The organism is Cryobacterium arcticum (assembly GCF_003185895.1).
GTDB lineage: Bacteria > Actinomycetota > Actinomycetes > Actinomycetales > Microbacteriaceae > Cryobacterium > Cryobacterium arcticum.
This window is the reverse complement of the sequence record NZ_QHLY01000005.1, coordinates 409463-433926: the sequence shown is the minus strand read 5'-3', so window position 1 is coordinate 433926 and position 24464 is coordinate 409463. Positions and strand designations below refer to the sequence as shown.

28 protein-coding genes are annotated in these 24464 nt (G+C 68.9%); 11 read left to right on the top strand and 17 right to left on the bottom strand.

The window, feature by feature from the left end; genetic code table 11:
- Window positions 1-22: 22 nt before the first annotated feature.
- The 4 genes from CTB96_RS03635 to CTB96_RS03620 all read right to left on the bottom strand — a co-directional run bounded on the left by CTB96_RS03635 (window position 23) and on the right by CTB96_RS03620 (window position 2533).
- Window positions 23-487 carry a GNAT family N-acetyltransferase gene (locus CTB96_RS03635; protein ID WP_110125535.1) on the bottom strand — a complete coding sequence of 155 codons (465 nt, stop codon included), beginning with the start codon at window positions 485-487 and terminating at the stop codon, window positions 23-25.
- Between the two features lie 41 nt (window positions 488-528).
- Window positions 529-1077, bottom strand: coding sequence for a YheV family putative zinc ribbon protein (locus tag CTB96_RS03630; RefSeq protein WP_110125534.1), 549 nt, complete (start codon window positions 1075-1077; stop codon window positions 529-531).
- A 46-nt stretch (window positions 1078-1123) separates the two neighbouring features.
- Window positions 1124-1798 (bottom strand): hypothetical protein, encoded by a 675-nt coding sequence (locus CTB96_RS03625; RefSeq protein ID WP_110125533.1) that lies wholly within the window; start codon window positions 1796-1798, stop codon window positions 1124-1126.
- 66 nt (window positions 1799-1864) lie between these two features.
- On the bottom strand, window positions 1865-2533 hold the full coding sequence (locus CTB96_RS03620) for a GntR family transcriptional regulator (protein WP_248283192.1): 669 nt from the start codon (window positions 2531-2533) through the stop codon (window positions 1865-1867).
- Window positions 2534-2833: 300 nt separating this feature from the next.
- Between CTB96_RS03620 and CTB96_RS03615 the strand changes: the two genes are divergently transcribed.
- From CTB96_RS03615 to CTB96_RS03595, 5 genes are all read left to right on the top strand, one after another.
- Window positions 2834-3997 carry an NRAMP family divalent metal transporter gene (locus tag CTB96_RS03615; RefSeq protein WP_427846461.1) on the top strand — a complete coding sequence of 388 codons (1164 nt, stop codon included), beginning with the start codon at window positions 2834-2836 and terminating at the stop codon, window positions 3995-3997.
- Between the two features lie 23 nt (window positions 3998-4020).
- A complete protein-coding gene (locus CTB96_RS03610; RefSeq protein WP_110125532.1) occupies window positions 4021-4809 on the top strand; it encodes a LamB/YcsF family protein in 789 nt (262 codons plus the stop codon).
- A complete protein-coding gene (locus CTB96_RS03605; protein ID WP_248283191.1) occupies window positions 4806-6461 on the top strand; it encodes a 5-oxoprolinase subunit B/C family protein in 1656 nt (551 codons plus the stop codon). Before CTB96_RS03610 ends, CTB96_RS03605 begins: the two co-directional genes overlap by 4 nt.
- Window positions 6458-8188, top strand: coding sequence for an acetyl/propionyl/methylcrotonyl-CoA carboxylase subunit alpha (locus tag CTB96_RS03600; protein WP_110125530.1), 1731 nt, complete (start codon window positions 6458-6460; stop codon window positions 8186-8188). Before CTB96_RS03605 ends, CTB96_RS03600 begins: the two co-directional genes overlap by 4 nt.
- A 101-nt stretch (window positions 8189-8289) precedes the next feature.
- Window positions 8290-8604 carry a hypothetical protein gene (locus CTB96_RS03595; RefSeq protein ID WP_110125529.1) on the top strand — a complete coding sequence of 105 codons (315 nt, stop codon included), beginning with the start codon at window positions 8290-8292 and terminating at the stop codon, window positions 8602-8604.
- A gap of 7 nt (window positions 8605-8611) precedes the next feature.
- On the opposite strand, the gene CTB96_RS03590 is transcribed toward CTB96_RS03595, so the two are convergent.
- Window positions 8612-9061: a VOC family protein gene (locus CTB96_RS03590; protein ID WP_181397117.1), complete on the bottom strand. Its 450-nt coding sequence runs from the start codon at window positions 9059-9061 to the stop codon at window positions 8612-8614.
- Between the two features lie 112 nt (window positions 9062-9173).
- Between CTB96_RS03590 and CTB96_RS03585 the strand changes: the two genes are divergently transcribed.
- Window positions 9174-9572 carry a VOC family protein gene (locus CTB96_RS03585; protein ID WP_110125528.1) on the top strand — a complete coding sequence of 133 codons (399 nt, stop codon included), beginning with the start codon at window positions 9174-9176 and terminating at the stop codon, window positions 9570-9572.
- On the opposite strand, the gene CTB96_RS03580 is transcribed toward CTB96_RS03585, so the two are convergent.
- The 6 genes from CTB96_RS03580 to CTB96_RS03555 all read right to left on the bottom strand — a co-directional run bounded on the left by CTB96_RS03580 (window position 9569) and on the right by CTB96_RS03555 (window position 14046).
- Window positions 9569-9901, bottom strand: coding sequence for a nuclear transport factor 2 family protein (locus tag CTB96_RS03580; RefSeq protein ID WP_110125527.1), 333 nt, complete (start codon window positions 9899-9901; stop codon window positions 9569-9571). The genes CTB96_RS03585 and CTB96_RS03580 overlap by 4 nt on opposite strands.
- Before the next feature lie 33 nt (window positions 9902-9934).
- Window positions 9935-10735 carry a MerR family transcriptional regulator gene (locus CTB96_RS03575; RefSeq protein ID WP_248283234.1) on the bottom strand — a complete coding sequence of 267 codons (801 nt, stop codon included), beginning with the start codon at window positions 10733-10735 and terminating at the stop codon, window positions 9935-9937.
- 144 nt (window positions 10736-10879) lie between these two features.
- Entirely contained in the window at window positions 10880-11230 is a 351-nt protein-coding gene (locus CTB96_RS03570) for a hypothetical protein (protein ID WP_110125525.1), read from the bottom strand.
- Window positions 11231-11279: 49 nt separating this feature from the next.
- On the bottom strand, window positions 11280-12722 hold the full coding sequence (locus CTB96_RS03565) for a DHA2 family efflux MFS transporter permease subunit (protein ID WP_110125914.1): 1443 nt from the start codon (window positions 12720-12722) through the stop codon (window positions 11280-11282).
- A gap of 81 nt (window positions 12723-12803) precedes the next feature.
- Window positions 12804-13367, bottom strand: coding sequence for a TetR/AcrR family transcriptional regulator (locus tag CTB96_RS03560; RefSeq protein ID WP_110125524.1), 564 nt, complete (start codon window positions 13365-13367; stop codon window positions 12804-12806).
- Window positions 13368-13458: 91 nt separating this feature from the next.
- The gene (locus CTB96_RS03555; protein ID WP_110125523.1) at window positions 13459-14046 is read right to left on the bottom strand and encodes a TetR/AcrR family transcriptional regulator; all 588 of its coding nucleotides are present in this window, start codon (window positions 14044-14046) and stop codon (window positions 13459-13461) included.
- Between the two features lie 33 nt (window positions 14047-14079).
- Between CTB96_RS03555 and CTB96_RS03550 the strand changes: the two genes are divergently transcribed.
- Window positions 14080-15024 carry a DMT family transporter gene (locus CTB96_RS03550; protein ID WP_110125522.1) on the top strand — a complete coding sequence of 315 codons (945 nt, stop codon included), beginning with the start codon at window positions 14080-14082 and terminating at the stop codon, window positions 15022-15024.
- Window positions 15025-15036: 12 nt separating this feature from the next.
- On the opposite strand, the gene CTB96_RS03545 is transcribed toward CTB96_RS03550, so the two are convergent.
- Window positions 15037-15417, bottom strand: a complete 381-nt coding sequence (locus tag CTB96_RS03545; RefSeq protein WP_110125521.1) for a DUF2255 family protein — start codon at window positions 15415-15417, stop codon at window positions 15037-15039.
- A gap of 203 nt (window positions 15418-15620) precedes the next feature.
- On the opposite strand from CTB96_RS03545, the gene CTB96_RS03540 reads away from it, so the two are divergent.
- On the top strand, window positions 15621-16739 hold the full coding sequence (locus CTB96_RS03540; RefSeq protein ID WP_110125520.1) for a DNA alkylation repair protein: 1119 nt from the start codon (window positions 15621-15623) through the stop codon (window positions 16737-16739).
- A 55-nt stretch (window positions 16740-16794) separates the two neighbouring features.
- Here CTB96_RS03540 and CTB96_RS03535 read toward each other — a convergent pair whose 3' ends face one another.
- The gene (locus tag CTB96_RS03535) at window positions 16795-18801 is read right to left on the bottom strand and encodes an FAD-dependent oxidoreductase (protein WP_219993204.1); all 2007 of its coding nucleotides are present in this window, start codon (window positions 18799-18801) and stop codon (window positions 16795-16797) included.
- Between the two features lie 188 nt (window positions 18802-18989).
- On the opposite strand from CTB96_RS03535, the gene CTB96_RS03530 reads away from it, so the two are divergent.
- Entirely contained in the window at window positions 18990-20252 is a 1263-nt protein-coding gene (locus CTB96_RS03530) for an ROK family protein (RefSeq protein WP_110125519.1), read from the top strand.
- A gap of 13 nt (window positions 20253-20265) precedes the next feature.
- On the opposite strand, the gene CTB96_RS03525 is transcribed toward CTB96_RS03530, so the two are convergent.
- The 4 genes from CTB96_RS03525 to CTB96_RS03510 form a co-directional block, all read right to left on the bottom strand.
- On the bottom strand, window positions 20266-21114 hold the full coding sequence (locus CTB96_RS03525; RefSeq protein ID WP_110125518.1) for an alpha/beta fold hydrolase: 849 nt from the start codon (window positions 21112-21114) through the stop codon (window positions 20266-20268).
- Between the two features lie 90 nt (window positions 21115-21204).
- Window positions 21205-22005, bottom strand: coding sequence for an isocitrate lyase/PEP mutase family protein (locus tag CTB96_RS03520; RefSeq protein WP_110125517.1), 801 nt, complete (start codon window positions 22003-22005; stop codon window positions 21205-21207).
- A gap of 102 nt (window positions 22006-22107) precedes the next feature.
- Complete coding sequence (locus tag CTB96_RS03515) at window positions 22108-22551, bottom strand: hypothetical protein (RefSeq protein ID WP_110125516.1); 444 nt, start codon at window positions 22549-22551, stop codon at window positions 22108-22110.
- Window positions 22552-22654: 103 nt separating this feature from the next.
- On the bottom strand, window positions 22655-23317 hold the full coding sequence (locus CTB96_RS03510) for a DNA-3-methyladenine glycosylase (protein WP_110125515.1): 663 nt from the start codon (window positions 23315-23317) through the stop codon (window positions 22655-22657).
- Between the two features lie 154 nt (window positions 23318-23471).
- Between CTB96_RS03510 and CTB96_RS03505 the strand changes: the two genes are divergently transcribed.
- Window positions 23472-23738 (top strand): hypothetical protein, encoded by a 267-nt coding sequence (locus CTB96_RS03505; RefSeq protein ID WP_110125514.1) that lies wholly within the window; start codon window positions 23472-23474, stop codon window positions 23736-23738.
- Between the two features lie 151 nt (window positions 23739-23889).
- Window positions 23890-24462, top strand: a complete 573-nt coding sequence (locus tag CTB96_RS03500; RefSeq protein ID WP_110125513.1) for a hypothetical protein — start codon at window positions 23890-23892, stop codon at window positions 24460-24462.
- Window positions 24463-24464 lie beyond the last annotated feature (2 nt).

Below are 24464 nucleotides of genomic sequence, written 5' to 3'. Positions count from 1 at the left end.
ATGCTGAGCAGGCCGCAACTGGTCACACGACGGGTTCGTCCTGGTGCGGCCGGGCCGATGGGGCGGGAGCGGGCGCCGGGAAGCGGCCCGGACGAACCATCGCGGTCTGGTTGGGCACCGAGAAGCCGTTGTGCTCGTAGAGCCCATGGGCGCCCGCGGTGAACAGCGTCCACCGGAAGTGCGCGCCGGGGCCGCCGTCGACCATGCGGTTCACCAACGCCTTGCCGAGGCCGTGCCCGCGGTGCTCCTCGAGCACATAGACATCCGCCAGATAGGCATCGCACACGCCGTCGGAAACGGCGCGGGCGAAACCCACCTGGGCTCCGCTGGCCTCCTCGTACACGCCGACGACCCGCCAGGCCGATTCGACCTGCTGGCGCACCTGGTCGCGGGAGCGCCACCGGTGCCACGGCGCCGTGGTGGAGAGGAAGGACCACACGGCCTCAAAATCGATGCGCTCGGCGCTGTCGTCGAGGATGTAATTCATCCGCCAATTCTGGCAGAGCGCGCCGATCTCGCGGCGGTGGTTCAGAGGTGGTGGTGCACGTAGGCCCAGCGGCCGCCGAGGGCCGCGGTGAGTTCGGCTCGTAACGCCCGGGCGACGTCGGCCGGGTCGAAAACGCCGCCGAGGCCGGGGAGCGACTGCGGATCGAGCACGATCGCGAGCGCGCCGACGGCGACCGATCCCTCGAGGTTCCAGTCGCCGAGCAGCACCTCGTGCCCGCAGTTTGTGCAACGTTCAAGGGGTTCCACGCCCTGGTCGTCCCACTGCTCGATCTGCTCCCACGTTCCACTGGGTTCGCCGCAGCTCGGGCAGACGGGCACATCGGTGCCATCGCCCGCCACCCAGTGCGACCCGCGGGCGATCACAAACGTCGACCCGCCGAACCCGAGCCACCGGGGCAGGAGCCCGAGGTTCTCGCGCAGGGCCGGCTCATCGGGGTACAACCAGTCGCTGCCGTCGAACGGTGCCGCCCATCCCGCGGCCAGCAGCCATTCACGCACAGCCGCGATGCGGCTCTCCGCGTCGGCGGGCGGCGTGCTGATGTCGACGATCTGCTCGCGGTGGTCTCCCATGCCGCCAACGATAGCGACTGACCTGCCCGGCGACCCGTGGGTGGCCTCAGTTCGGTAGCGGCAATCCTTCGATCAGTAGGTCCTCATTCGTGAGCGGACCGGTGTCGAGCACGGCCTGCACGAGGCCGGCGGCGACCTCGTCGACGCTCGTGCCGGCGGCAATCGCAGGCCCGTCACCGAAGACGGTGGCCAGGTCGAGGGCCTTGAGCACCAGCGGATGCAGCCCCCAGGTGAGCGCGCAGGTCACGGTGGCCGCCGCAACCGGCCCGTGGGCCGCCAGTAGCAGCTCGTCGAACCGTTCGCGCTCCACCAGCTCGAGCGGCCCGGCGTCGAGGGCGGCCAGCGGTCGCAGCTCCCCACCGTGCAGCACACCCCAGAACTCCGGGTCGCCCGAGCGGGTGACCTCGAGGTAGAGCCGGTAGACGGCGCCCTGGTTGAGCTGCGCCCAGTACCGCAGCGGCTGGTCGGCGGGTTCGGCCGGCGGCAGCGTGAAGGCCGGAATCACGGCATCCGGAAACCGGGCCTGCGCGGCGGTGGGAGTGAGGCGGTGATAGCTGCGATCGGCGGCCTCCCACAGGGCGCCGCATACTCGGCAGCGTTGCAACATGATCCACGGTGCGGCGCTCGGCAGGTGGTCGTAGGCATTCTGGGCGTAGCCCGGCCCTCGGCACGGGTAGCCGTGGAAGCTCCGCGGCGCGGCGGTCGCTTGTGCAGCGGTCATGCTTCGACACTAGAGGCCCGGGCGCCCGAGCTGCACGCAACGCTAGCGGCGGAGGACCGTGGGCGATCAGGCGGGCAGCTGCCGCGCGTAGGCGGCCACGATGGTGCGTTCGGACTGCAGCAGGTAGTCCTCCAGGAGGGCGGCGGCGGCGGCGGAGTCGCCGGCGAGGTAGAGCTCCAACACGGCCACGTTCCGCTCCACGAACGGCCGGTGCAGGTACTCCGGGTCGTCGAGCAGGCCGAAAGCCAGCCGCAGCTCCGCGGAGATGTTGGCGTAGAGCCGGTCGAGGTGGTCGCTGTCGGCCAGCGCCACGATGGCGGAGTGGAACTCCATGTTGGCCGTGCCCACGGCGAGCCAGTCGTCGGCATCACGGCTGGCCATCGCGGCCTCGACGGCCGCGCGCATGCGCCGGCTGGCCGGATGCCGGGCCTCGGCCGACCGGAGGGCCTGGCCCTCGATCATGCGGCGAACCCGGTAGATGTCGATGATCGACGCCAGCGACGGCACGGCCACGACCACCCCGGCGTGCGGCTTGTGCACCAGAAGACGCTCGTGGGTGAGCATGCGGAACGCCTCGCGCAGCGTGTTCCGGGAGACGCCGAGGCGCGCGCTGATGGCTGATTCCGACAGGCGTTGCCCGGGCACGAGGTCGCCGGTAATGAGCAGGCGGCGCAGCATTTCGGCGGCCTGATCGGCACGCGAATTGCTGTCTTCGGCTTCGTCGAGTTGCGCCACGACGCCACTCTACCGAAACCGACGAGAGCCACCGCCGACCTTCGTTCACCGAAACATGCTCGAAACGAACTGTTCACGCGATTGATTGTTCAACAATCGGTCAGCTATCGTTCACGCACCTAGGCTCGATGAGTGGGGCTCAACTCTTTCGAGTTCCCGACGATTCTTCTCCTCGACGAAATGGATGTGCCCGTGACCGACCCAGCCAACACCGCCACATCCGCTGAATCCGACGAACGACTCGACCTCCGCAGTATCGCCAAGAGCCGCCGTACCGCACTGATCGGCGCGCTCTTCCTGATGGCCACCTCGGCCATCGGGCCGGGCTTCATCACCCAGACCGCCACCTTCACCGCGCAGATGGGCGCGGCGTTCGCGTTCGGCATCCTGGCGTCGATCCTGATCGACTTCGCCGTGCAGCTCAACATCTGGCGCATGATCACCGTCAGCGGCAAGCGCGCGCCCGAGCTCGCGAACCTCGCCATCCCGGGCAGCGGGTTCGTGCTCGGCTTCCTCGTCATCCTGGGCGGCCTGGTCTTCAACATCGGCAACATCGCCGGCGCCGGCCTCGGCCTCAACGTGCTGACCGGCATGGACGCGAAAATCGGCGGTCTGCTCAGTGCCGTGTTCGCCATCGCGATCTTCCTGGCCAAGCGGGCGGGCGCGGTGGTCGACCGGGTCGTGGTGATCGCCGGGCTCATCATGATTGTGCTCACGGTCGTCGTCGCATTCATCTCCCAGCCGCCGATCGGGGATGCGCTGCGCCAGACCGTGTTCCCCGACGAGATCAACTTCGCCACCATCACGACAATCGTCGGCGGCACCGTCGGCGGGTACATCACCTATGCCGGCGCCCATCGCCTGCTCGCCAGTGGCACCGCCGGGGTGGAGCACGTCAAGCAGGTCAACCGCGCGGCGTTCAATGGCATCCTGGTCACCGGAATCATGCGCTACGTCTTGTTCCTGGCGATCCTCGGCGTGGTTGCGAGCGGCGTAGTCATCGACACGACGGGCGCCGCGGCTAACCCCGCCGCCCAGGCCTTCCAGGCCGCGGCCGGCGAATTCGGCCTGCGCGTCTTCGGGGCGATCTTCTGGATCGCCGCGATCACCAGCATCATCGGTGCCGCCTACACGTCGGTGTCCTTTCTTCCGGTGTTCTCGGCGAAGATCGTGGGGCGTCGCGCCGATTTCGCCACGATCGTCTTCATCGTGGTGTCGCTGATCGTCTACCTGCTCATCGGAACCGCGCCCGCCACCCTGATGGTCTTCGTGGGCGGCTTCAACGGCCTGATCCTGCCGATCGGCCTCAGCATCTTCATGTACATCGGCTGGTTCCGCGGCGACCTGATGAACGGCTACCGCTACCCCAAGTGGCTGTTGGTGATCGGTACTCTGGCAACAGCGCTCACCTGGTACATGGCCGTCATGGCGGTCGGGCCGATCTTCTCGTTGCTGGCCACCTAACGCATATTTATAAGGACGCTCTCATGACCTTCATCGACCTGAACAGCGATTTGGGCGAAGGCTTCGGCCGTTGGACCCTCGGTGACGATGCGGAGATGCTCGGCATCGTCACCAGCGCGAACATCGCCTGCGGCTTCCACGCCGGCGACCCGCTGGTGATCCGCCAGACGGTGCTCGGTGCGCGGGATGCCGGCGTGGCCATCGGCGCGCACGTGGGTTACCGCGACCTGGCCGGTTTCGGCCGTCGCAATATGGATGTCTCCAGCGCTGAACTCGTGGCCGACGTGATCTACCAGATCGGCGCGCTGCAGGGTGTGGCCAGGGCGGCCGGAACCAGCGTCACCTACGTGAAGCCGCACGGCGCGCTGTACAACACGATCGTGCACGACGAGCGCCAGGCCCGGGATGTGGTCACCGCGATCACCGAGATCGACCCGACGCTGGCGGTGCTGGGCCTGCCCGGCTCCGCGGTGCTGCGCCTGGCGGATGCCGCGGGCCTTCGCGCGGTGACCGAGGCCTTCGCCGACCGCGCGTACACCCCGGCGGGCACCCTGGTGTCGCGTCGCGAAGCCGGATCGGTGCTGCATGACCCCGAGCTGGTGGCTGACCGCATGGTGCAGCTGGCCACCGAGGGCACCCTGACCGCGATCGACGGCAGCCTCATCAGCGTAGACGCGGACTCGATCTGTGTGCACGGCGACAGCCCCGGGGCCACCGGGATGGCCCGGCACGTGCGCTCGGCACTGACCCGCGCGGGCATCGACGTCTCCGCCTTCGCCCCGCGGCCGGGCGAGATTCACGCCGGCCAGTGAGCACGAGCATGCGGTTCCTGCCGGTGCGGGACGATGCCCTCCTGATCGAACTCGCCGACCTGCCGACCACCCTCGCCCTGTTCGACTCGCTCAGCAGCGACCCCATCGGCGGCACCGGTGAGATGATTCCCGGCGCCCGCACCCTGCTGGTGTTCTACCGGCCGAGCGCGGTGACGCCGGGCGAGATCGCACGGGCCGCGCGCTCCCGTGACCTGGGCGGCCGGGTGGCCGGCGAGGGCACCCTGATCGAGATTCCGGTGACCTACGACGGCGAAGACCTCGACGAGGTCGCCGGCTTGCTCGGGCTCACCGCCGCTGAGGTGGTGCTACTGCACACCGGCCACGACTATGCGGTCGGGTTCACCGGCTTCGCGCCCGGTTTCGCCTACCTTTCCGGCGGCCACCCCGACCTGGACGTGCCGCGCCGCAGCTCGCCGCGCACCCGCATCCCGGCCGGTTCGGTAGCCCTGGCCGGCACGTTCAGCGGTGTCTACCCGCGGGAGAGCCCCGGCGGCTGGCAGCTGATCGGCACCACCGCGGCCCGGATGTGGGACCTGTCCCGCGAGCGCCCCGCCTTGCTGTTGCCCGGCGACCGGGTGCGCTTCGTCGACGTGTGCGGCGGCGCCCGCTCCACGGTGTCGGTCGCGGCCGGTTCGGCCGGCCCGACTGCTCCTGCGGGGCCGCCCGCGGTCACAGCCGCTGCTGCCGATCCGGTCACGGTTGGGCTGGAGATCCTCGACGCCGGCATGCTCACCCTGCTGCAAGACCTCGGCCGCCTCGGTTACGCCAGCATGGGTGTGTCCAGCTCCGGCGCCCTCGACCCGGTGGCGCTGCGGTGCGCCAACCGGCTGGTCGGCAATCCGAGTGGCGCGGCCGGGCTGGAGGTGACGTTCGGCGGGCTGCGGCTCACCGCCCGCGGGGAGCAGGTGCTCGCCGTCACCGGCGCCCCGGTTCCGCTCACCATCCGCACCCCGGCCGCGGCGCCCGATGGCGCCCGCACCCGCACCGTCGACGTCGGCCGCCCGTTCGCCCTCGGGGCCGGCGAAGAACTGCAGCTCGGCCGGCCCACTGCCGGTCTGCGCAGCTACCTCGCCGTGCGCGGCGGATTCGACCTGGAGCCGGTGCTCGGCAGCCTGTCCACCGACGTATTGGCCGGCCTCGGGCCGGCCCCCGTCACCGCCGGCACCGTGCTGCCGGTCGGCCTGCCCGCTCGGGGCATCCCCGCGGTCGCCTCGCCGGGCGCGGCCGTCGACCTCGACACTGCCGAGGTGGTGCTCGACGTGGTGCTCGGCCCGCGTACCGACTGGTTCTCCGCCGACGCCGTCGAGGTGCTCATTGGCCAGAGCTGGCTCGTGAGCGCGCGCTCCAACCGGGTGGGGCTGCGCCTGGAGGGCGAATCGCTCACCCGCGTCGTCGACGCGGAACTACCCAGCGAGGGCACGGTCGCCGGCGCGATCCAGATCCCGCCGAACGGCCAGCCCGTGCTCTTCCTCGCCGACCATCCGCTCACCGGCGGGTACCCGGTGATCGGCGCTGTTGCCACCCACCACCTGCCGCTGGCCGGCCAGCTTCCGCCGGGTGCGCGCATCCGTTTTCGTCCGCTCGGCCCGTTCGCCGACGTCTCTTCCGAATCATCCGAGGTGCAGCCATGAAAAAAGTCCTGATCGCCAACCGCGGCGAGATCGCTGTGCGCATCCTCCGCGCCTGCGCCGACCAGGGCCTGGCCACGGTGGCGGTGTACGCCGACAGCGACGCCGATGCGCTGCACGTGCGGATGGCCGGGGAGGCCTGGGGCCTCGATGGAGACACCCCGGCAACCACGTACCTGGATGCCGAGAAGCTCCTGGCCATTGCGGTGCAGAGCGGTGCCGATGCGGTGCACCCCGGCTACGGCTTCCTCTCTGAGAGCGCAGATTTCGCGCGCCGGGTGATCAAGGCGGGCCTGACCTGGATCGGCCCGAGCCCGGCGAGCATCGACTTGCTCGGCGACAAGATCGCGGCCCGCCAGCTGGCCGCCCGCGTGGGCGCGCCCCTCGTGGCCGGCACCGCCGACCCGGTCAGCTCGGCCGCCGAGGCCGTCGCCTTCGTCGAGGAACACGGCCTGCCGATCGTGATCAAGGCGGCGTTCGGCGGCGGCGGCCGCGGCATGCGGGTGGCCCACAGCCTCGACGAGGTAGCCGAACAGTTCGACGCCGCCGTGCGCGAGGCGGTGACCGCGTTCGGTCGTGGGGAGTGTTTCGTCGAACAGTTCCTCGATGCGCCCCGGCACGTGGAGGTGCAGGTGCTCGCCGACAGCCACGGCACCGTCGTGGTGCTCGGCACCCGGGACTGTTCGCTGCAGCGCCGCAACCAGAAGCTCGTGGAGGAGGCGCCGGCGCCGTTCCTCACCGACGAGCAGCGCGAGCGGCTGCACCGGTCCGCGGCCGACATCTGTGCCGCCGCGAACTACCAGGGCGCCGCGACCGTCGAGTACCTGCTGAGCGTGGACGGCACCATCTCCTTCCTCGAGGTGAACACCCGGCTGCAGGTGGAGCATCCCGTCACCGAAGAGACCACCGGTGTCGACATCGTCGCCGAACAGCTGCGCATTGCCGAAGGTTTGCCACTCTCGGTGCGGTCCACCCCGGCGCCGACCGGGCACTCGTTTGAGTTCCGGATCAACGCCGAGGACGCCGCGCGCGGGTTCCTGCCCACGCCCGGGCTGATCACCCGGTTCGCGCCGCCGACCGGCCCGGGCATCCGGGTCGACTCCGGCGTCGAGACCGGCACGGTGGTCTCCGGCCGGTTCGACTCCATGCTGGCCAAGCTGATCGTCACCGGCCCCACCCGCGAGATAGCGCTTCGCCGCGCCCGTCGGGCCCTCGCCGAGTTCGGGCTCGACGGCATCGCCTCGGTGCTGCCGTTCCACCGGGCGGTGCTGCAAGACGACGACTTCGTCGGTGGCGAATCGCTCAGAGTGCACACCCAGTGGATCGAGACCTCGTTCGCCGAGCGGATCCCGGCCGAGGCGCTGCGGCCCGAACCCGAGGAGCCGGGTGTCACGACCAGCTGGGTCGAGATTGACGGGCGCCGGCACACCCTACGGATGCCGGCCGGGGCCGGGCTCGCCGCCCTGCCCGTCGCCGCGGCCGGGAGCCCCGCCGCGAGCACGGAGCCGGGTGCCGCCGAGGGTCTGGTCGCACCCATGGCGGGCACCCTGATCGCCTGGCTGGTCGACGACGGCAGCGAGGTCGCCGAGGGCGACCCCGTCGTGGTGATGGAGGCGATGAAGATGGAGACCACGATCGAGGCGCCCGCTTCGGGCATCCTGCGGCACAGCAGCGCGCCCGGCGACGTTCTCGATGCGGGGGAGCCGCTCGGCACGCTCGACCGCGCGTGAGCGCAGTTGCTCGCGACGGCCGCTTCGTCGTGGCGCGCACTCCCAGCTGACACGCATCCCGCGTTTACTTGCTGCTTACCTTGAGGGCGGAGGATCACCACATGATCGCCATGACAGCTACCGTTCGTCCGGTCGAGTCGCTCAACGATTTCCCGTCGCTGGGCCAGAACCTTCGCCGGCATTTCGAGCACACCCTGCTCTACACCGACCAGATGTTCGTGATCTTCCCGGGAATCGGGGCGGTTCTCGTGACCGAACGGCTGCGCAAGTATCGCTTCGATATCGTCGGCGCCGATCAGGCCGCCCTGGATCGGCGGGTCATCCGGCTCGAGGCAGCCGTACGCCGGGAAACCGGCGGGCCGGCGGTGCGGTTCGAGTGGGTGCGCGCTTCCCACGTTCCGGTCCCGTTCCGGTAGAGCGCACTCACCCGGCCGGATGCCCCGCCTGAGCGGCAGCGGCGTCTGGCGTGGCGTCGGCCAGCACCTGCAGGTAGTGCGGGTTGGTCATCACGCCGAGCACATTGCCGAACGGGTCCACCACCGCGGCGGTGGTGAACCCCTCGCCCCGCTCGCGGATGTCTTCGCGCAGGGTGGCGCCGAGCTCGAGCAGTCGGTCGAGGGCAACGCGGATGTCGTCGACGTGCCAGTTCAGCACCGCGCCACCCGGCACATCCGCTAACGGCTGCGGCGCGTAACGGGCGTCGATGAGACCGAGCTCGTGGCCGTAGTCACCGACCCGCCACTCGGCGTAGCCAGGCATCTGGAAGTAGGGTTCCATGCCGAGGAGCTCGGTGTACCACGCGGTGGCGGCATCGTGATCGGCCGCCCAGTAGCTCACGTTGCTCATGCCGCGCAGCGGACTCGTGGTCGTCATTGATCCAATCCTCTCGTCAGTGTTCTCGTCAGCGTTCTCGTCGTGGCGACAATGCTCGCTGACACGTTACGAAGGGTCGTGCGTGGGTGCAATGGCTGGTTAAACTCGGGGCATGGAACGGGTGACCGGGATCGGCGGCGTGTTCTTCGCCGCGCACGATCCGCAATTGCTGGCCGATTGGTACGCCACCATGCTCGGGGTCGACCCGCCGCCGACCAGCTATGACTCCGCCCCGTGGAAGCAGGCCGCCGGGTACACGGTGTTCGCCGCGATGGAAGAGGGCGCTCCGCATTTCGGGGCCGGCAAGAACTGGGCGATCAACTTTCGGGTGAACGACCTCGACGCCATGGTCGCCCAGCTGCGCGAGCGCGGCGTGCAGGTGGACATCGACCCGGAGACCTACCCGAACGGCCGGTTCGCGAGCCTGGTCGACCCAGAGGGCAACGGCATCCAGCTCTGGCAGGACGACGAGCCCGCCGGCCGACCCGACGGGCCGTCGGAGGCCGGTTAGGGCGCGATCTCCAGGGATCCGATCAGTGCGCCCTGCAGCGTGAAGACGTTGCGCAGGTTCACGGTGCCGCCGGGGAAATTGCCGTCGAGACGGATGCTGACGGTGACGGTGTCGCCCGCCGTTTCGGCGCCGAGGCGGGTGGTGGTGACGGTGTATTCGCTGGCGGCGGTGCTGAGCCAGCCGAGAATCTCGTCGCGGCCGGCGTAGGTCCGACCGTCGTCGGCTACCCGCGCATCCGCGGTGAACACGTCGATGGTGGCGCGCTTGTCGGCGCCAGCCATCAGCGTGAAGTAGTCGGTGACGGCGGTGGGCAGGGTCAGTCTGGTCATGACTTCAGGGTGGGGCTTCCCCCGAGGGGAAGGTCAAGCCCGACGGATCGGCCAGCCGATTTCGGTCGTGCCGCTGCCGTCGATGGCGTCATCGAGGTAGACCTCGCGCAGTGGACCGTCGACGCCCAACTCATGCCGGGTCACGTATTCGCCCAGCGCCCCGTAAACCTGGGCGATCGTGTCGTCGTTGCCGCGGTGGGTGGCCACGGCCAGGTCCACCGCCGGCAGCAGCTCTAGCCGGGCACGGCCCAGCGACTCGGCGGGTGCGTCGAGCGACTCCACCGGAACGAAGAGTGCGGCCGTGCCATGTTCATCCAGGAACAGCTCGTTCTCCCAGATGCCGCCGCGCGGTCCCGTGGCGCGGAGGGGAGAGGACCGCAGCAGGTGCTCGAGCTCGGCGGTCGCCGCGGTGTACCAGGTGCCGAGGTCGGCCAGGTCGATGATCTCGCGGATGACGAGCACCGGCATCGCGGGCACGCTGCGATGCGTCACGGTCAACGGGGTGTTTGGCTCTGCGAGCAGGCCCTGCAACCCGGCGACGGCCGCCCGGGTCTGCTCCAGTTGCGCCTGCACCCGGGTGAGGTGCGCGGCGATCAGAGCGTTCCGTTCGGTGCGATCGGGCGCGGCGAGAACATCCCGGATCAGCTGCACCGGCATGTCGAGGGAGCGAAAATGACGGATGACCTGCGCGTCGGCGATCTGCTCCGCGCTGTAGACCCGGTAGCCGTTACCGGGGTCGATGCGGGCCGGCTCGAGCAGCCCGACCTGGTGGTAGAACCGCAGGGTCTTCGCGCTCAGCCGGGTGGCGCGGGAGAAATCACCGATGGTCATCATGTTGCTCACCCCACCATCCTCGCCCTTCCCGTCAGGGGAAGGTCCAGATTGCCGTTTCGCGGTCCGTCGGACATTTCGGGTCACTTGGGCCGGCGACGGCATTGAAGCCGTCGTGAACCAGAGGCCGACGATCAGCCCGCCACTTCAGCGTTTACGACGCGTGTAGATCTTGATGAGGAAGGCGGCGGCGACAGCGACGATGAGCGCTCCCAGAACCGGGTTCATGTCCTTCGAGAGGCTTTGTGCCCCATCCGCTCGGAGTAGCCAGATGACCAACGGCGTGGCGTAGGCCACGGCGACCAACCCCGCCCACCAGCGCAACGGTTTGACGCGAGAGTCGGCAAGGGTGCCGATTACCAGCGTGGCGACGGGGACGATGGCGAGCATGGCGAACTCGCCGAGTACCAGGGCGGGGATGGCCCAGGCTGCGATGTGGATATAGATCGGTGTGCGGCGGGCGGCACGCTGGGGGCGAGCGGTGAGTGTGGTGGACATTGAGTTTCTCCTATGAGTTGGGGTGGTGGATGAGGGGGAGGAGGGTCGTTCAGCTGCTGCGGGGCTCGGTCGCCCCGACCGCCGCGATTCCGGCGGCGAGGAGCGCGAAGGCGGCGGCGCCGAGGAAGAGCCAGGAGAATCCGGACGTGAGCGCTTCCGCGCCTGGCACGTGGGCCGCTTCGAGGGTGCCGGTTCGTGCAGCTGAGAGGGACGCCAGGATCGCGAGGCCGAGCGCACCGCCGATCTGCTGGCTCGTGTTCACGAGCCCCCCGGCAAGGCCGGCTTCGCCTCCGTCGACGCCGTCCACAGAGAGCTGCGTTCCGGTGACGAACGCACCGCCGAGACCCACGCCAATGAGGATGCTCGGTCCCAGGATGTTCACGACGAAGCTCGCGTCGCTCGGTGAGGCAGCCAGCCACACGAGCCCCGCAGCGAGGACGACGAGCGATCCGACCAGGGCGCGCTTGGCGCCGACGGCGCCCACGATGACCGGTGCAATCGCAGCGACGACGACGAGCGCTCCGGCGAGTGGCAGCTGGGTGAGCCCGGCGGTCAGCGCGTCGTATCCGAGCACGGCCTGCATGTAGACGGAGAGGGCGAAGAAGAGGCCGACCATCGCCGCGCCGACGAGAAGCATGACGAGGTTGCCCGCACTGAGATTGCGGTTGTGGAAGACCGATAGCGGGACGAGGGGTTCCGCCGTGCGACGCTCGATAATCACGAAGGCGACGGCCAGGGTCAGAGCGGCCGTGGTCAGTGCGATGGTGAGGGGATGGATGAAGCCGACCTGCGAGACCGCGCTGAGCGCGCCGACGGCCGAGACGAGGGCGCCGGTGATGGTGATCGCGCCCGGGTAGTCGAGACGGCTCGGCGCGCTGGACGGGTCGCGGGTGATGAGTGTGGGGATCATGATGACGACGAGCACGCCGATCGGCACGTTGACATAGAAGACCGCCTGCCAGCCGATGGCCGCAGTAAGCACACCCCCCAGCAGAACGCCGGCGGCGGAGCCAATCCCCGCCACCGCGCCCCAGATCCCGAGGGCTTTGGTGCGGTCTTTTGCCAACGGGAAGAGCTGGGTTACCAGCGCGAGGGCTGCAGGGGCGAGTAGGGCGGCGGATGCGCCCTGCAGTGCCCGTGCTCCGAGCAGCATCCCGCTGCTGGTTGACAGGCCGGCCAGAGCCGAGGCGAGGACGAAGCCGAGGGTGCCGACCAGAAAGAGCTTGCGGTGGCCGTACCGGTCTGCCAGGCGGCCGCCCAGAAGCAGGAGACCACCAAACGGAAGGACGTAGGCCGTAATCACCCAGGCGAGGGCGACGGTGTCCATTCCGAGCTGATCGCCCAGAACCGGAAGAGCGATGTTGACGATGGACGCGTCCAGAACGACGAGGAATTGGGCGAGGGCGAGCACCGTAAGGGCGAGCCAACGCCGAGTGCTGCGGGTGTCGGGCGCGATTCGTGCGGCCGAAGTAGATGCGGTGATGGTGGTCATGGTCATGCTCCTTTCGTTAGGCGAGTGATCAATCACTCACTCTTGTGGTCATAAAAAATTGGGTGGTGCAGGCGGGGTGGTTCAGGCCGGGTGGCGAATGCCTGCCGAGAGGAGCAGGGCCCACGATTCCGGGATCTCTTCGATGCGAGCCGTGACTATGAGGTGACACAACTGCCCGTACGCAATGAACCGTTGCACTGCCTCATCGCTTGCACCCGATCGCTCTTTGGTGAAGTTCGTAACCTGGGCGAGTCCCGCACGGAGCGCGTCGCCGACCTCTTCGATCTCGGCTACGGACTGGGCGTGCACCTGAAGCAGCAGAAGGGTTCGATCGCTAATCAACCGTGCATATGCATCGCCCATCGCGAAAAGCACCGCCTCGGGCGACTGGTCCTCGGCTCCATCGGCACCGTTTGAGAGTGAGGCGAGGATCTGTGTGAAACATTCGTCTAGGGCGGCTACGAAGAGTCGTTCCTTGCTCGGGAAGAGCTTGAAGACATACGCAGGGGAGATCTTCGCGTCCCGCGCGACGTCTGCGATGGTCGTGCCATGGAAGCCGCCGCGGGCAAATTCCCGCACCGCGCTGGCCGCGACGACCGGCTTGCGGACCTCGGCTGTGGATAGGATCGAACTTCTCTCTGGCATGAGAGTGACTATACACTCACTCTTTCCACCAGCGCAATAGCGTGCACGCAACCGAGACCCTCCGGGGCAGCCGGGCCGCGCAGTTGCACCTCTAGGCGGACAGGATCGCGGCTGCCGCAGCGCGCGCCGCCGAGAACGGCTGGTCGAAGGTGTGCATCCCTGTGGTCACCAGGGCGCCTTCGTAGAGCAGCATCATCGTGTTGGCCACTCGGTCGGCGTCGGCGATGGCCGCGTCGCGGCAGAGCTGCTCGAACACGTCGCGCATCCACTTCTTCTGCCGGGTCGCCTCCGCGGCCACCGGATGCGCCGGGTCGTCCATCTCGGCGCGCGCATTGATCGCACTGCACCCCTTGTCGCCGGTGTCGACCGCCCAGCGACCGGAAATCTCGAACACCGCCAGGATCCGGTCTGCGCTCCCGGCAGGCACCCCGGCGAGCTCCCGCTCCAGGTGCTCGCGCCACCGCGCATCCCGGCCGCGCAGATACGCCACTGCCAGGGCCTCTTTCGACCCGAACCGGTCGTACAGGGTCTTCTTGGTCACCCCGGCGGCCGCAGCGATGGTGTCAACGCCGACGGCGTGGATGCCTTCCCGGTAGAAGAGCTCCGAAGCCGCGTCGAGGAGTCGTTGGGCGCCGGGTGTGTACGACGGAATCGCCTCGGGAGTATTCGCAACGGTCATACGGCAAGTATACCGTTCTGTATACTCGGGCAGATGAGTAAACAGATCGGTATACCCGGACGGCTCCTCCTGGTCGCAGCGTCGGCGGCCTTCGTGCTGAGTTGGAGCTCCGGCTTCATCATCGCGAAGATCGGCACCGACGCGGCTCCGGCCCTGACCGTTCTTGTGTGGCGGTTCCTGGTGATGGGCGGCATCCTCCTGGCCGTGGCCGCCGGGATGCGCCTCAGCGGCCGAGCCCTGCGGATGCCGGCCTGGCGGGACATCCGCCCGCACCTCACCATCGGGCTGTTCGCCCAGTTCGGTTACATCCTCCCGATCTATCTGGCCGTCGGCGCGGGCGTCTCCGCGGGCACCACGGCGCTGACGGATGCCGTGCAGCCGTTGGTCGTGGCGACCCTGGTCGGGCCGCTTCTGGGCTTGCGGGTGCGGGCGTTGCAGTGGGTCGGGCTCGTGCTGGGTGCGCTCGGCGTGGTGCTCATCGTGGCGGCGGATGCCTCGGCGCAACTGTCCCTGACGCCGGCTTACGTGCTGCCGCTGGTGGCGCTGGCCAGCCTCGTCACCGCCACCTTCCTCGATCGGCGTACCTCCTCCCGGCTGAGTGTGTTCGCCACCCTCGCCACCCATGCCGCCATCACCCTGCTGGCCGTGACGGTGCTCGCGGCGTTCACCGGCACCCTCGCCCCGCCCGCCTCGGTCACCTTCTGGGTCTCGACGGCACTGACCGCGGTGCTGCCGGGCCTGATCGCCTACGCGCTCTATTGGTACCTGCTCCGCCGCGTCGGCATCACGGCCCTGAACGCCCTGCTCTACCTGGTGGCCCCCACCACGGCGGTCGTCGGCTCCGCCCTCTTCGGTGACCCGTTCACACCGGCCACCCTCGCGGGGCTCCTGCTCGGTGCGGTCGCGATCGCCCTCGTGATCGCGCCCGAGCGCAGGCCCGCCGCCCGCCGGCTGGCCGTGCGGGAGCGCGGTCAGTAAAGGCGGAGACGTTCAGCCGGCGCGCGGCACCAGCCGGAAAGTCGTGGCCTCGGCATCCGGGCCGGTGACGGTGCCTACGATCTTCGGCCCGTAGCGGTCGTACTTGGCGTGATAGGCGGCGTCGATCGCGGCGTGCGCAGCCGGATCGGCGCTGGCGAAGGTCACATCCTCCTCCACCCCGCCGGCGCGGATGCGGCCGGTGCCGCTTTTCGTGGCGCGCACGAACCACGGGTTGTTCGAGCCGTACGCGGAGCGGATGTAAATGTCGTCGCCGGCGCGCACCACCCAGATGGTCACATAGGGGCGCAGAGTGCCGTCGGCACGGGTGGAAGACACCTGGAGTTCCTCGGCAGCGCCGATACGGGTGAGTTCGTCAGCGGTCCAGTCGCTCATGCGGGACAACTCCATTCAGGTGGGGGATTCGAGTGTGGGGGATTCAGGTGCGGGAGAGGGCGCGCGGCCGGCAGTGCTCGCATACCGTCGACGCTACCCAGAGCGTCGACTCCGCAACAGGCACTATCAGTACCGGTCCTAGCCCTCTGGCCGGTCTCGTGTGCCACGCTGGAGACCCCCCGCGTATCCACACCAGGAGTCCCATGCCCTTCGCCGACGAACTCATCGGGGTTCCCACCGCACGCGCGCTCGCCGCCGCCATCCAGGCCGCCGCCCCGCAGTCGCGGCTCACCGCGCTGCTCGCTGCCGCGGATGCGCTCGGCCCGCTCTCGTTGCGGGAGCGCAGCGACCTGCTGCGCGACGCCCTGCTCACCGACCTGCCCGGCGACTACGCCAGCTTCGCCGCCACCATCCGCACCGCGCAGGCCGGAACCGCCCCGTTCGGCGGCTGGCTGATCTGGCCGGTCACCAGCGCCATCGCGGTCAAGGCCGTTGCCGACGGCACCGACGCGGCGTTCGACGACGGCATGGCCATGCTCGCCGCACTCACTCCACGGCTCACCTCGGAGTTCGCCATTCGCACATTGCTCGCGCACGACTTCGCCCGCGCCATGCCCATCGTGCTCGGCTGGACCACGTCTGCCGACGCGAACGTGCGCCGACTGGCGTCGGAGGGCACCCGGCCCTTCCTGCCCTGGGCGATCCGGGTGCCGGCCATCCTCGCCGACCCGGCCGCCACCCTGCCGGTGCCGCACGCGCTCTACCGCGACGACGACGAGGTGGTTCGCCGCTCGGTGGCCAACCACCTCAACGACCTCAGCCGCCAGCAACCCGACCTGGTGGTCGCCGCCACCGCCGCCTGGCTGGCCGCGCCCGACGCCAACACGCCCCAGCTCGTGCGGCACGCGCTGCGCACCCTGATCAAGAAGGGCAATCCGCAGGCCCTGGCCCAGCTCGGCTTCCACCCCGCCGAGGTGGATGTGGTCGGCCCGGTGCTCGATGCGGCCAGTGTGCCGTTCGGTGGAACGATCGGCTTCACCGTGGGCATCCGCAACCCCGGTACCGAGCCCACCCGGCTGGCGGTGGACTACGTGATGCACCACCAGAAAGCCAACGGCACCCTCACCGGCAAGACCTTCAAGCTCACCACCGTGACCCTGGCGCCGGGAGAGCGGGTCGAACTCAGGCGCACCCACTCGTTCCGGGCGATCACCACCCGGCGCTACCACCCGGGTGCGCACGCCCTCGAGGTGCAGGTGAACGGCGTCGCCTCCGGCCGCGCCGACTTCACGCTGCTGCCGGATGCCGGCGGGCCCGGCTAGAGGTTCGCGATCGGCTTGCGGGCGGAGGCGCCACGGCGCTGGGAGTCGCCCTCGATCACATGTTCTTGGTGACCTCGTAGGCGTTCCACACGGCGTACATGATGCTCGACACCTGTTCGGCGTCGCCGATGAGGTGCAGCTCGGGTACCGAGAACTGGATCTCCTCGTAGAGTGAGCGCTCCGAGACATAGCCCACCGCGAGCACCGCGGAGTCCGCCACGATCACCGTCTCTTCGCCCGTGGCACGCTCGCGCACCACGTAGCCGCCGTCGCGGGCGCCGGTCACCATGCTGTTCAGCCGCAGGTCGATGTCTTTGAACGCCACCAGGTCGCGCACCATGTCCGAGTTCGCGGTGCATAGCGGCCCGCCCGCGGTGAGAATGTCGCTCTGGTACTCCACGAGAGTGGTGGTGATGCCGCGCCCCTCCAGCCAGAGGGCCAGCTCGCTGCCCACCAGGCCGCCCCCGATGATCACGGTTGATGCGCCCACGTCTTCGCGGCCGAGCAACACGTCTTCGGCGGTGTACACCCGATTGGCGCCATCCACCGTCATCATCTTGGGCTTGGATCCGGTAGCAACGATTACGGCATCGTATCCGCCGGCCTCCACCATGGCCTTGGTGACGACGGTATCGAAGTGCACGGGCACTGCCAGCTCGGTGAGCTCGTTGGTATACCAGGCCGCGAGGGCCAGATCGTCTTCCTTGAAATCGGGCTGGCCGCCGGCGATCAGGTTGCCGCCGAGCCGGTCGGTTTTCTCGAACACGGTCACGGTATGGCCGCGCAGAGCGAGGGTGCGGGCGGCTTCGCATCCGGCCACGCCGCCCCCGACGACCATGACGTTCTTCTTGAGCAGGGTGGGCGAGAGGCCGTAGGTCTTCTCCCGGCCGGCGGCGGGGTTGACCGCGCAGGAAATGGAGGTGAAATGCTGCAGACGGCCCATGCAGGCTTCCTGGCATGACAGGCACGGGCGCACGGTGTTGTACTTGCCGGCACGGATTTTGTTAGGAATGTCGGGGTCTGCCAGCAGCGGCCTCGCCATGCCGATGAAGTCGGTCTGCAGGTTGCGAATGGCGTCGGATGCCCGGTCCGGGTCCTCCATGCGGCCGGCGGTGATCACCGGGATCTTCACGACGCTCTTGAGGATCTGGTTGTACGGCAGGTACAGGCCCTTCGCCTGGTACATCGGCGGGTGTGTCCAGTACCAGGAGTCGTAGCTACCGACATCCGCGTTGAGGCAGTCGTAGCCGGCCTTCTCGAGCAGGATCGCCACGGCGATGCCCTCGTCGATGTCGCGGCCTTTCTCCTCGAATTCTTCGCCGGGGAGGCCGCCGACCTTCCAGTCCTTGATCATGGACTTCATGCCGTAGCGCAGTGAGACCGGGAAGTCGGCGCCGCAGGTGCGCTTGATTTCCTGCAGGATCTCCACCGCGAAGCGCAGGCGGTTCTCCAGCGATCCGCCGTATTCATCGGTGCGCTGGTTGAAGAAGGAGATCGCGAACTGGTCGAGGAGGTAGCCCTCGTGGACGGCGTGCACCTCCACGCCGTCGAAGCCGGCCTTCTTGCAGACGGCCGCGGCCTCGCCGAACTTCTTCACGATGTAGTGAATTTCCTCCACCGTCATTTCGCGGCAGGTGACGCCGTCGATCCAGCGGTGCGGGATGGGTGATGGCGCGATGGCGGTCTGGCCGAGGATGGAGGGGATTGAGACCCGGCCGAACCCGGCGGCGAGCTGGCAGAAGATCTTCGAACCGTAGGCGTGGATGCGCTCGGTCATGGGCTTGGCCGTCGACACGAAGTAGTTGGGGTTGAGCGTCGCGCACGGCAGTGAGGGCAGCGAGCAGACCTCCACCTCGTTCTCCACCTTGGTGGTGCCGGTGATGATCAGACCAGCCCCGCCCTTGGCGCGTTCCACGTAATAGTCGGCGGCTCGTTCCGTGTAGGCGCCCTGCTCGTCGCAGAAACCGCCTGGGCCCATGGGCTCCATGACGAATCGGTTCTTCATCTCAACGGTGCCGATTTTCATCGGCTCGAAAAGTACTCGGTATTTCTCGTCCAGCATGTGCCGCTCCTCATCATCTGTGCGCTCGCCGCCCGTGATGGTGCCGCGGCTGCGACAGTGTGACCGGATGCGCTTGACCAAATCGTACAACCGTTGAACTAACTCATTTCAGGGGCTTTGGTCCCGCCGCGTCCCCGGCAGGCCGGTGGGTGAGCCGGTGGTCGGCAGGGGTGTGGGATTATCCGTAGATGACGAATTCAGTTCCCGCACGGCTGGTGAGCAGCGATGTGCGAGAACACAACCTGGGAGTGGTGCTCACCCACCTCGATCAGGTCGGCACCGCCGGCCGGGCGGAGATCGCCGAAGGGACCGGGCTGGTGCGTGGCTCGGTCACCACACTGGTGTCCGACTTGCTCGAACTCGGCTTGGTGCGGGCCGCCGACACGGATACGGCCGCCGACGAGCTTTCGCCAGCTCGGATCGGCCGGCCCCGGGCGCGGCTCGAAGTAGCCGGCACCGGGCTGGCGGTGCTCGGCATCCAGTTCGCCGTGGACGAGGTCCTCGTGTTCGCCACGGACCTCGCCGGCCGCATACTCGCCCGCGACGAACACCACGTGCGCACACCGATCGGGGATCCCGACGCACTCGTTGACGTCCTGGCCGAATACGTCAATCGCGCTGTCCGCGATTTGCAAGCCACCGGATGCACGGTCGTGGCGCTCGAGGTGGTGTTGCCGGGCCGCATTCCCACCGGTACCAGCCTGGTCACCTCGTCGATCGAGTTCGGTTGGTTCGGGGTTGACATCGGCCGGCTGCTCGCGGTGCGGGTGCCGACGTTCGCCTACGGAATCGCCGTGTCGAACGACGCCAACATGGCCGCCTATGCCGAATTCGACTCACTGCAGCGTGATCCGTCCACCGGCCGGGTCACTGACATGATCTACGTGAAGTCAGACACCGGCATCGGCGGAGGCGCCATTGTCGACGGCCGCATTCTGCATGGCGCGCGCGGCGCCGCGTTCGAGCCCGGCCACATGATCGTGCAGCCGCACGGACCACGCTGTGAGTGCGGAAAAGACGGCTGTCTGGTTGTCGTCGCCGGACCCACCGCCGTGTTGCACGCCGCCGGCCTGGATGGTTTCCGCCGAGAGCACGGGCTGCCGGAAGCCTTGGACGAGCTGGTGCGCCGTGCGGCCGCGGGGGAGAGCGCAGCCATGGCCGCGCTGGCCGACGCGGCCCAGTGGTTCCGAATCGCACTATCCAACCTCATCGTGACGCTCGAGCCGCAGTTCGTTGTGCTCGGCGGCTATTTGGCGGCATTCGCCGACCAACTCACCCCACGGGTCGAGAGCACATTGGCGATCCTGGGCACCGATCGCGTGGCCGGGGCCCTCGCCATCCGCGCCAGCGTCAATGGCCGACTGGCCGCTGTGCAGACGGCGGTGGCAGAGCGGCGGCGGGTATTCCTGGCCGATCCGACGTTGTTGCGGCCGGTGTTGCTGGCGCAGTAAGCGGACGCGTCCCTCAGCGGTCGCTACCCAGGTAGAACGCAGCCGTGACCAGAGCGAACGCGGCCGGTTGCTCCACCCACGGGTAGTGTCCGGCATCCTTGATGGTCACCGCTCGGCCGTCACCGAAAAGGTCGGCCACGGCCAGCACGGGCCGCAGTCCGGTCAGCCCGTCTTGCTCGCCCGCCACCACCAGCACCGGGCAGTCCACGTGCGCGATCCCGGCCGCGATGCCAGCGGGGTCGGCGCCGCTGAAGAAGCGGTCCTGCGCCTCCGGATGCCAGGCGCCCGTGGCCTCGTGCCGGCGGGCTTCCGGCGACCAGGAGGCCCAGGCGATCGGGGCGATGAAGGGGAACCACCGGTTGGACTCATCGGCGCTCTGCGCAGCCAGCGCGGCAGGTCGATGGTCGAGATAGTCCGGGAACCACGGTTCGCCTCTGTGCGCGCCTACGATCGCCGCACTGTCGTCTGGCTCCGCAACGATCCACTGGGCGGGTGGGGTGACGAGGCAGAGGCTGGCCAGGCGACTCGGGTAGCGGGACGCATAGGACAGGGCGATTCGGGTGCCGGCCGAATGGCCCAGCAGGTCGATGGTGGCCAGCCCGAGGTGCAGCCGAAGTGCTTCGACATCCTCTGCCAACTCCGGCCAGGCGCCCGCGTGCGCGGTCGGTGACACCGCCGACTCGCCCACGCCTCGCTGGTGCAGCACGAAGAGCGTGCGCACACTCGTGAGCCCGGCCAAATCGCCCAGATACGACGGATGGCGCGCGGGGCCGCCGGCCAGCACGACCAGCGGCGGGTGTTCATCCGTGCCCAGGACGTCGTAGTGCAAGACGGTGCTGTCGTGGGAGGTGAAGGTGGGCATGCTCAACCGTAGCCACGCGGGGGATCAACAGCCGCACAGCCACCGCCCGGGCGCGGGTCCCGGGGCGGTGGCTGTGCTCGCCCTATCGGGCTAGAGCTCGAACTTGAAGCCGAGGTCCTCGGGGTAGTCGCCCAGCTCGGTGAGCTGGGTGGCGGCGCGCTGCAGCGCGGCGAGGGCCAGGCCGAGGGTGCCGGGGCCGAAGCTCACCCGGGAGATGCCGAGTTCGGCGAGGCGCTTGAGCGGCACCAGGCCGGGTGCGCCGATCACCGAGATGCGGCCGTGCACCTCGTCGAGGGCCCGCTTCACCTTGTCTTCGTCGCTGAGGCCGAGGAAGAAGATCACATCGGCGCCGGCATCGAGGTAGGCGTTGGCGCGCTCAACGGCCTCGCCCCATTCCCCGCCACCGGCGAGGGTGTCGACCCGGGCGTTGATCACCAGCGGCACGCCCGCCGCTTCGGCGCCGGACCGGGCGGCAGCGACCCGGGCTGCGGCGGTCTTGATGTCGAACTGCGGGGCCTTCGGGGCGCCCACGGAGTCCTCGAGGTTGATGCCGGCGGCACCGGCCTCCTCGATGAGGCGGCGTACGTTCTCGGCCACACCCGTCGCATCCGCCGCGTAGCCCTTCTCGAAGTCGATCGAGACCGGCAGGTCGGTGGCGCCGGTGATGATGCGCGCGGCGATGATGGCCTCGTCGACGCTGAGGCCTTCGCCGTCCTGGATGCCGCGCACGTTGGAGACAGAGTGCGACGCGCTGGCCAGGGCTTTCACGCCCGGAGTCTCGGAGACGATCTTGGCCGTGATCGCATCCCACACGTTCGTGACGATGAGCGGTGTACCCGGCACGTGCAGGGAGTTGAGGAGTTCAGCTTTCTGGATGAGTGAGCTAGTCATGGCTCCAGTGTGCCCGCGGCGGCGAGGATTGTGCCGGTGGATTTCGGACAATGACGCCATGCCCAGCGGAAACCCAGCCGGCGTACAGGGTTGCCGCGCGCCTCAGTCGACCTGCACCGGGCCGTAGTGGAACGGGCCGGGGCACCGTTTCGACCAGACCGGGGCATCGGAAGTTGCTTCGATGCCGAACCGGTTGGCGGCCACGGTGTCGCCGTCGACTCGCACCTCCACGTAGATCCCTGTCGTTCCCACATCGAGCACCTGGCCGATGGCGAGGTACGGGGCCACCTGCGGCACCAGGAACTCGCCGTCGGCATCGGCATCGACCGGGCTCGGCACGCACTCGAGGTCGAAGCAGGCGGCCACCTCGGCGTCCGGGCCGGCGCCGTCGGGCAGCAGTAGCCGGATCGGACTCGGGTCGAGGTAGCCCATGGCATCGCAAGACACTGGCGCTGCTGCCCACAGAGCCACGACAGCCGCGGTGACAGCCGCGCCGCTGACCACCCCCAGCGCGAACCAGCCGCCTCCGCCGATGCGTCCTGCCATGACGTTCCTCCTGACCGTCACCGTATTCGAGCGCGCCGGGGTTGCGCACGGCCGGGCCCGCACCGAGACCCAACCGAGACCCAGGGGAGGCCCGTGCGGACGGCTACCGGGCGGGGCGCAGCTTTCGTGTGGCTGCGGGCTTGTAGGCCGAGACGCTGGGCTCGCCTGGCAGCCAGAACCGCCAGGGAAAGGCGCGGCCGTCACCGCTCGGACCGCTCAGGCCCACCCTGGGGCCGGTTTCGTGCGGCAGCACACGGTGGTCATCGGGCAACCAGAGGGTCCATTCGCCGCCGATCAGGTCGTCGCCGTCGTTCACCCGGGTGGCGGCCAGGCTCTGCGCCACGCAGGCCGGCCCGCGGGCGAGTTCCCAGTCGCGCAGCAGGCTCGCCCGGGGCTTCGCCTCCCGGCGGGCGCGGGCCAGGTCGGCGCCCACCACCACCTCCCCGGCGCGCACCAGGCAACCGTAGGGTTGACCGACCTGACCGGTGATCAGGTTGACCGCGTGGTGCATGCCGTAGGTGAAATAGCAGTACACGTGCCCGGCCTCACCGAACATGCTGGCTGTGCGGGCGGTGCGGCCGCGGAACGCGTGCGCACCCGGGTCGCGCTCGCCGCCGTACGCCTCCACCTCGGTGAGACGGATGCCCACGGTGCCGTCGGCATCCGTGCGGGCGAGTACCGTGCCGAGCAGTTCGGGCCCCACCACGAGTGAATCCCGGGCGAAGAACTGCCGGGTGGCCGGGTGGAAGCCGGTGAGGTCACGCATCGCACCACCGTACCGGGCGCGGGCGCCGGCTGCTCGGGCCCCGACTCTGTCTGTGCGCCGGCGATCTCCGGTATCGCCTCGCTACTGCCGCTGTCAACCTGTATACACACCGTTCCGCTTGCCCCTACCCTGAGGTATCAGCCGAGGAGACGTTATGCAGGCGCACACCCTCACTGTCGGGGACCGGCAATACCGGTTGCGAACGCAGTGCGACGTCGCCGCGCTTTCCGACCTCCTCACCGAGGCGGTACGGCTCGGCGGTGGAATGGTGCGGTTGCCCGTCGCGGGGGAGACCCACGTTTCGGTGCTGGTGTCGCCCGGAACGCTGATCGTGCTCGAGACCCATGAGGTCGCAGCCGCGCTAGCCGAGGGCCCTGCAGCTCCGGTGCATTGGCCGGCGATAGACGACCTGGATTTCTAGGCGAATGCATGCAATCGAGGTGGGCCGAGCGGAGGCATCCGCTCGCTGAATCGCGCACCCCGCCGGGCTCGAATCGGGCGGTGTGACGGCAGATTCGACACGCCCGGGCTCGATCGGCCCTGTAGTTGCGGCCCGATGTGCGATTGACTCAATGATGGGGAACACACAGAAGACCTATCTCAAGACATCTTTCACGACCGCTCGAACCATCGCCGGGGCACTGGGCGGAACCGTTCTGGTGGTCGCATTGGCCGCCTGCTCCACGAGCACGCCGGAGGCCGCCGAGAGCGGCGCTCCCACCGCGAGCGCCACCGCCACACCAACCCAATCCGCCACACCCGAACCCACCTGGGACCCGGCCGGAACAGCGGCCTGGGCCGCCGAGGTCGTACCCACCGGTGGGTCAGACGGTTTCATCAGGGCCCAGAACGGCCATATCGACGCCGGTTCTCCCGGCGCGTTCACGCTGCAGGACAACTCCCTGCCCGCGGGCAGCTATTCGCTCTACTTCGCCTGCCGCGGCGATGCCGACACCACCGTCACGCTGGCGGTGGCCGGCGATGCGGCGGCCACCATGTCGGGCGGATGCACCGGAGAGGCGGCCGGGATGGATATCACCACGGCCACCGAGGGTGCCACCTTCACGGTGACCGGTGACCCGGGCGGCGAAGCCGTGGACTGGGCGCTGGCCATCACCGACCTGCTGCCCCGAGCGGACGGTTAAGC

Bases quoted from the DNA above. Each gene is read 5' to 3' on its own strand.
- CTB96_RS03635 (WP_110125535.1), bottom strand. From the start codon at position 487: ATGAATTACATCCTCGACGACAGCGCCGAGCGCATCGATTTTGAGGCC.
- CTB96_RS03630 (WP_110125534.1), bottom strand. From the start codon at position 1,077: ATGGGAGACCACCGCGAGCAGATCGTCGACATCAGCACGCCGCCCGCC.
- CTB96_RS03625 (WP_110125533.1), bottom strand. From the start codon at position 1,798: ATGACCGCTGCACAAGCGACCGCCGCGCCGCGGAGCTTCCACGGCTAC.
- CTB96_RS03615 (WP_427846461.1), top strand. From the start codon at position 2,834: ATGGCCACCTCGGCCATCGGGCCGGGCTTCATCACCCAGACCGCCACC.
- CTB96_RS03610 (WP_110125532.1), top strand. From the start codon at position 4,021: ATGACCTTCATCGACCTGAACAGCGATTTGGGCGAAGGCTTCGGCCGT.
- CTB96_RS03600 (WP_110125530.1), top strand. From the start codon at position 6,458: ATGAAAAAAGTCCTGATCGCCAACCGCGGCGAGATCGCTGTGCGCATC.
- CTB96_RS03595 (WP_110125529.1), top strand. From the start codon at position 8,290: ATGATCGCCATGACAGCTACCGTTCGTCCGGTCGAGTCGCTCAACGAT.
- CTB96_RS03590 (WP_181397117.1), bottom strand. From the start codon at position 9,061: ATGACGACCACGAGTCCGCTGCGCGGCATGAGCAACGTGAGCTACTGG.
- CTB96_RS03585 (WP_110125528.1), top strand. From the start codon at position 9,174: ATGGAACGGGTGACCGGGATCGGCGGCGTGTTCTTCGCCGCGCACGAT.
- CTB96_RS03580 (WP_110125527.1), bottom strand. From the start codon at position 9,901: ATGACCAGACTGACCCTGCCCACCGCCGTCACCGACTACTTCACGCTG.
- CTB96_RS03575 (WP_248283234.1), bottom strand. From the start codon at position 10,735: ATGATGACCATCGGTGATTTCTCCCGCGCCACCCGGCTGAGCGCGAAG.
- CTB96_RS03570 (WP_110125525.1), bottom strand. From the start codon at position 11,230: ATGTCCACCACACTCACCGCTCGCCCCCAGCGTGCCGCCCGCCGCACA.
- CTB96_RS03565 (WP_110125914.1), bottom strand. From the start codon at position 12,722: ATGACCACCATCACCGCATCTACTTCGGCCGCACGAATCGCGCCCGAC.
- CTB96_RS03560 (WP_110125524.1), bottom strand. From the start codon at position 13,367: ATGCCAGAGAGAAGTTCGATCCTATCCACAGCCGAGGTCCGCAAGCCG.
- CTB96_RS03555 (WP_110125523.1), bottom strand. From the start codon at position 14,046: ATGACCGTTGCGAATACTCCCGAGGCGATTCCGTCGTACACACCCGGC.
- CTB96_RS03550 (WP_110125522.1), top strand. From the start codon at position 14,080: ATGAGTAAACAGATCGGTATACCCGGACGGCTCCTCCTGGTCGCAGCG.
- CTB96_RS03545 (WP_110125521.1), bottom strand. From the start codon at position 15,417: ATGAGCGACTGGACCGCTGACGAACTCACCCGTATCGGCGCTGCCGAG.
- CTB96_RS03540 (WP_110125520.1), top strand. From the start codon at position 15,621: ATGCCCTTCGCCGACGAACTCATCGGGGTTCCCACCGCACGCGCGCTC.
- CTB96_RS03535 (WP_219993204.1), bottom strand. From the start codon at position 18,801: ATGCTGGACGAGAAATACCGAGTACTTTTCGAGCCGATGAAAATCGGC.
- CTB96_RS03530 (WP_110125519.1), top strand. From the start codon at position 18,990: ATGACGAATTCAGTTCCCGCACGGCTGGTGAGCAGCGATGTGCGAGAA.
- CTB96_RS03525 (WP_110125518.1), bottom strand. From the start codon at position 21,114: ATGCCCACCTTCACCTCCCACGACAGCACCGTCTTGCACTACGACGTC.
- CTB96_RS03520 (WP_110125517.1), bottom strand. From the start codon at position 22,005: ATGACTAGCTCACTCATCCAGAAAGCTGAACTCCTCAACTCCCTGCAC.
- CTB96_RS03515 (WP_110125516.1), bottom strand. From the start codon at position 22,551: ATGGCAGGACGCATCGGCGGAGGCGGCTGGTTCGCGCTGGGGGTGGTC.
- CTB96_RS03510 (WP_110125515.1), bottom strand. From the start codon at position 23,317: ATGCGTGACCTCACCGGCTTCCACCCGGCCACCCGGCAGTTCTTCGCC.
- CTB96_RS03505 (WP_110125514.1), top strand. From the start codon at position 23,472: ATGCAGGCGCACACCCTCACTGTCGGGGACCGGCAATACCGGTTGCGA.
- CTB96_RS03500 (WP_110125513.1), top strand. From the start codon at position 23,890: ATGATGGGGAACACACAGAAGACCTATCTCAAGACATCTTTCACGACC.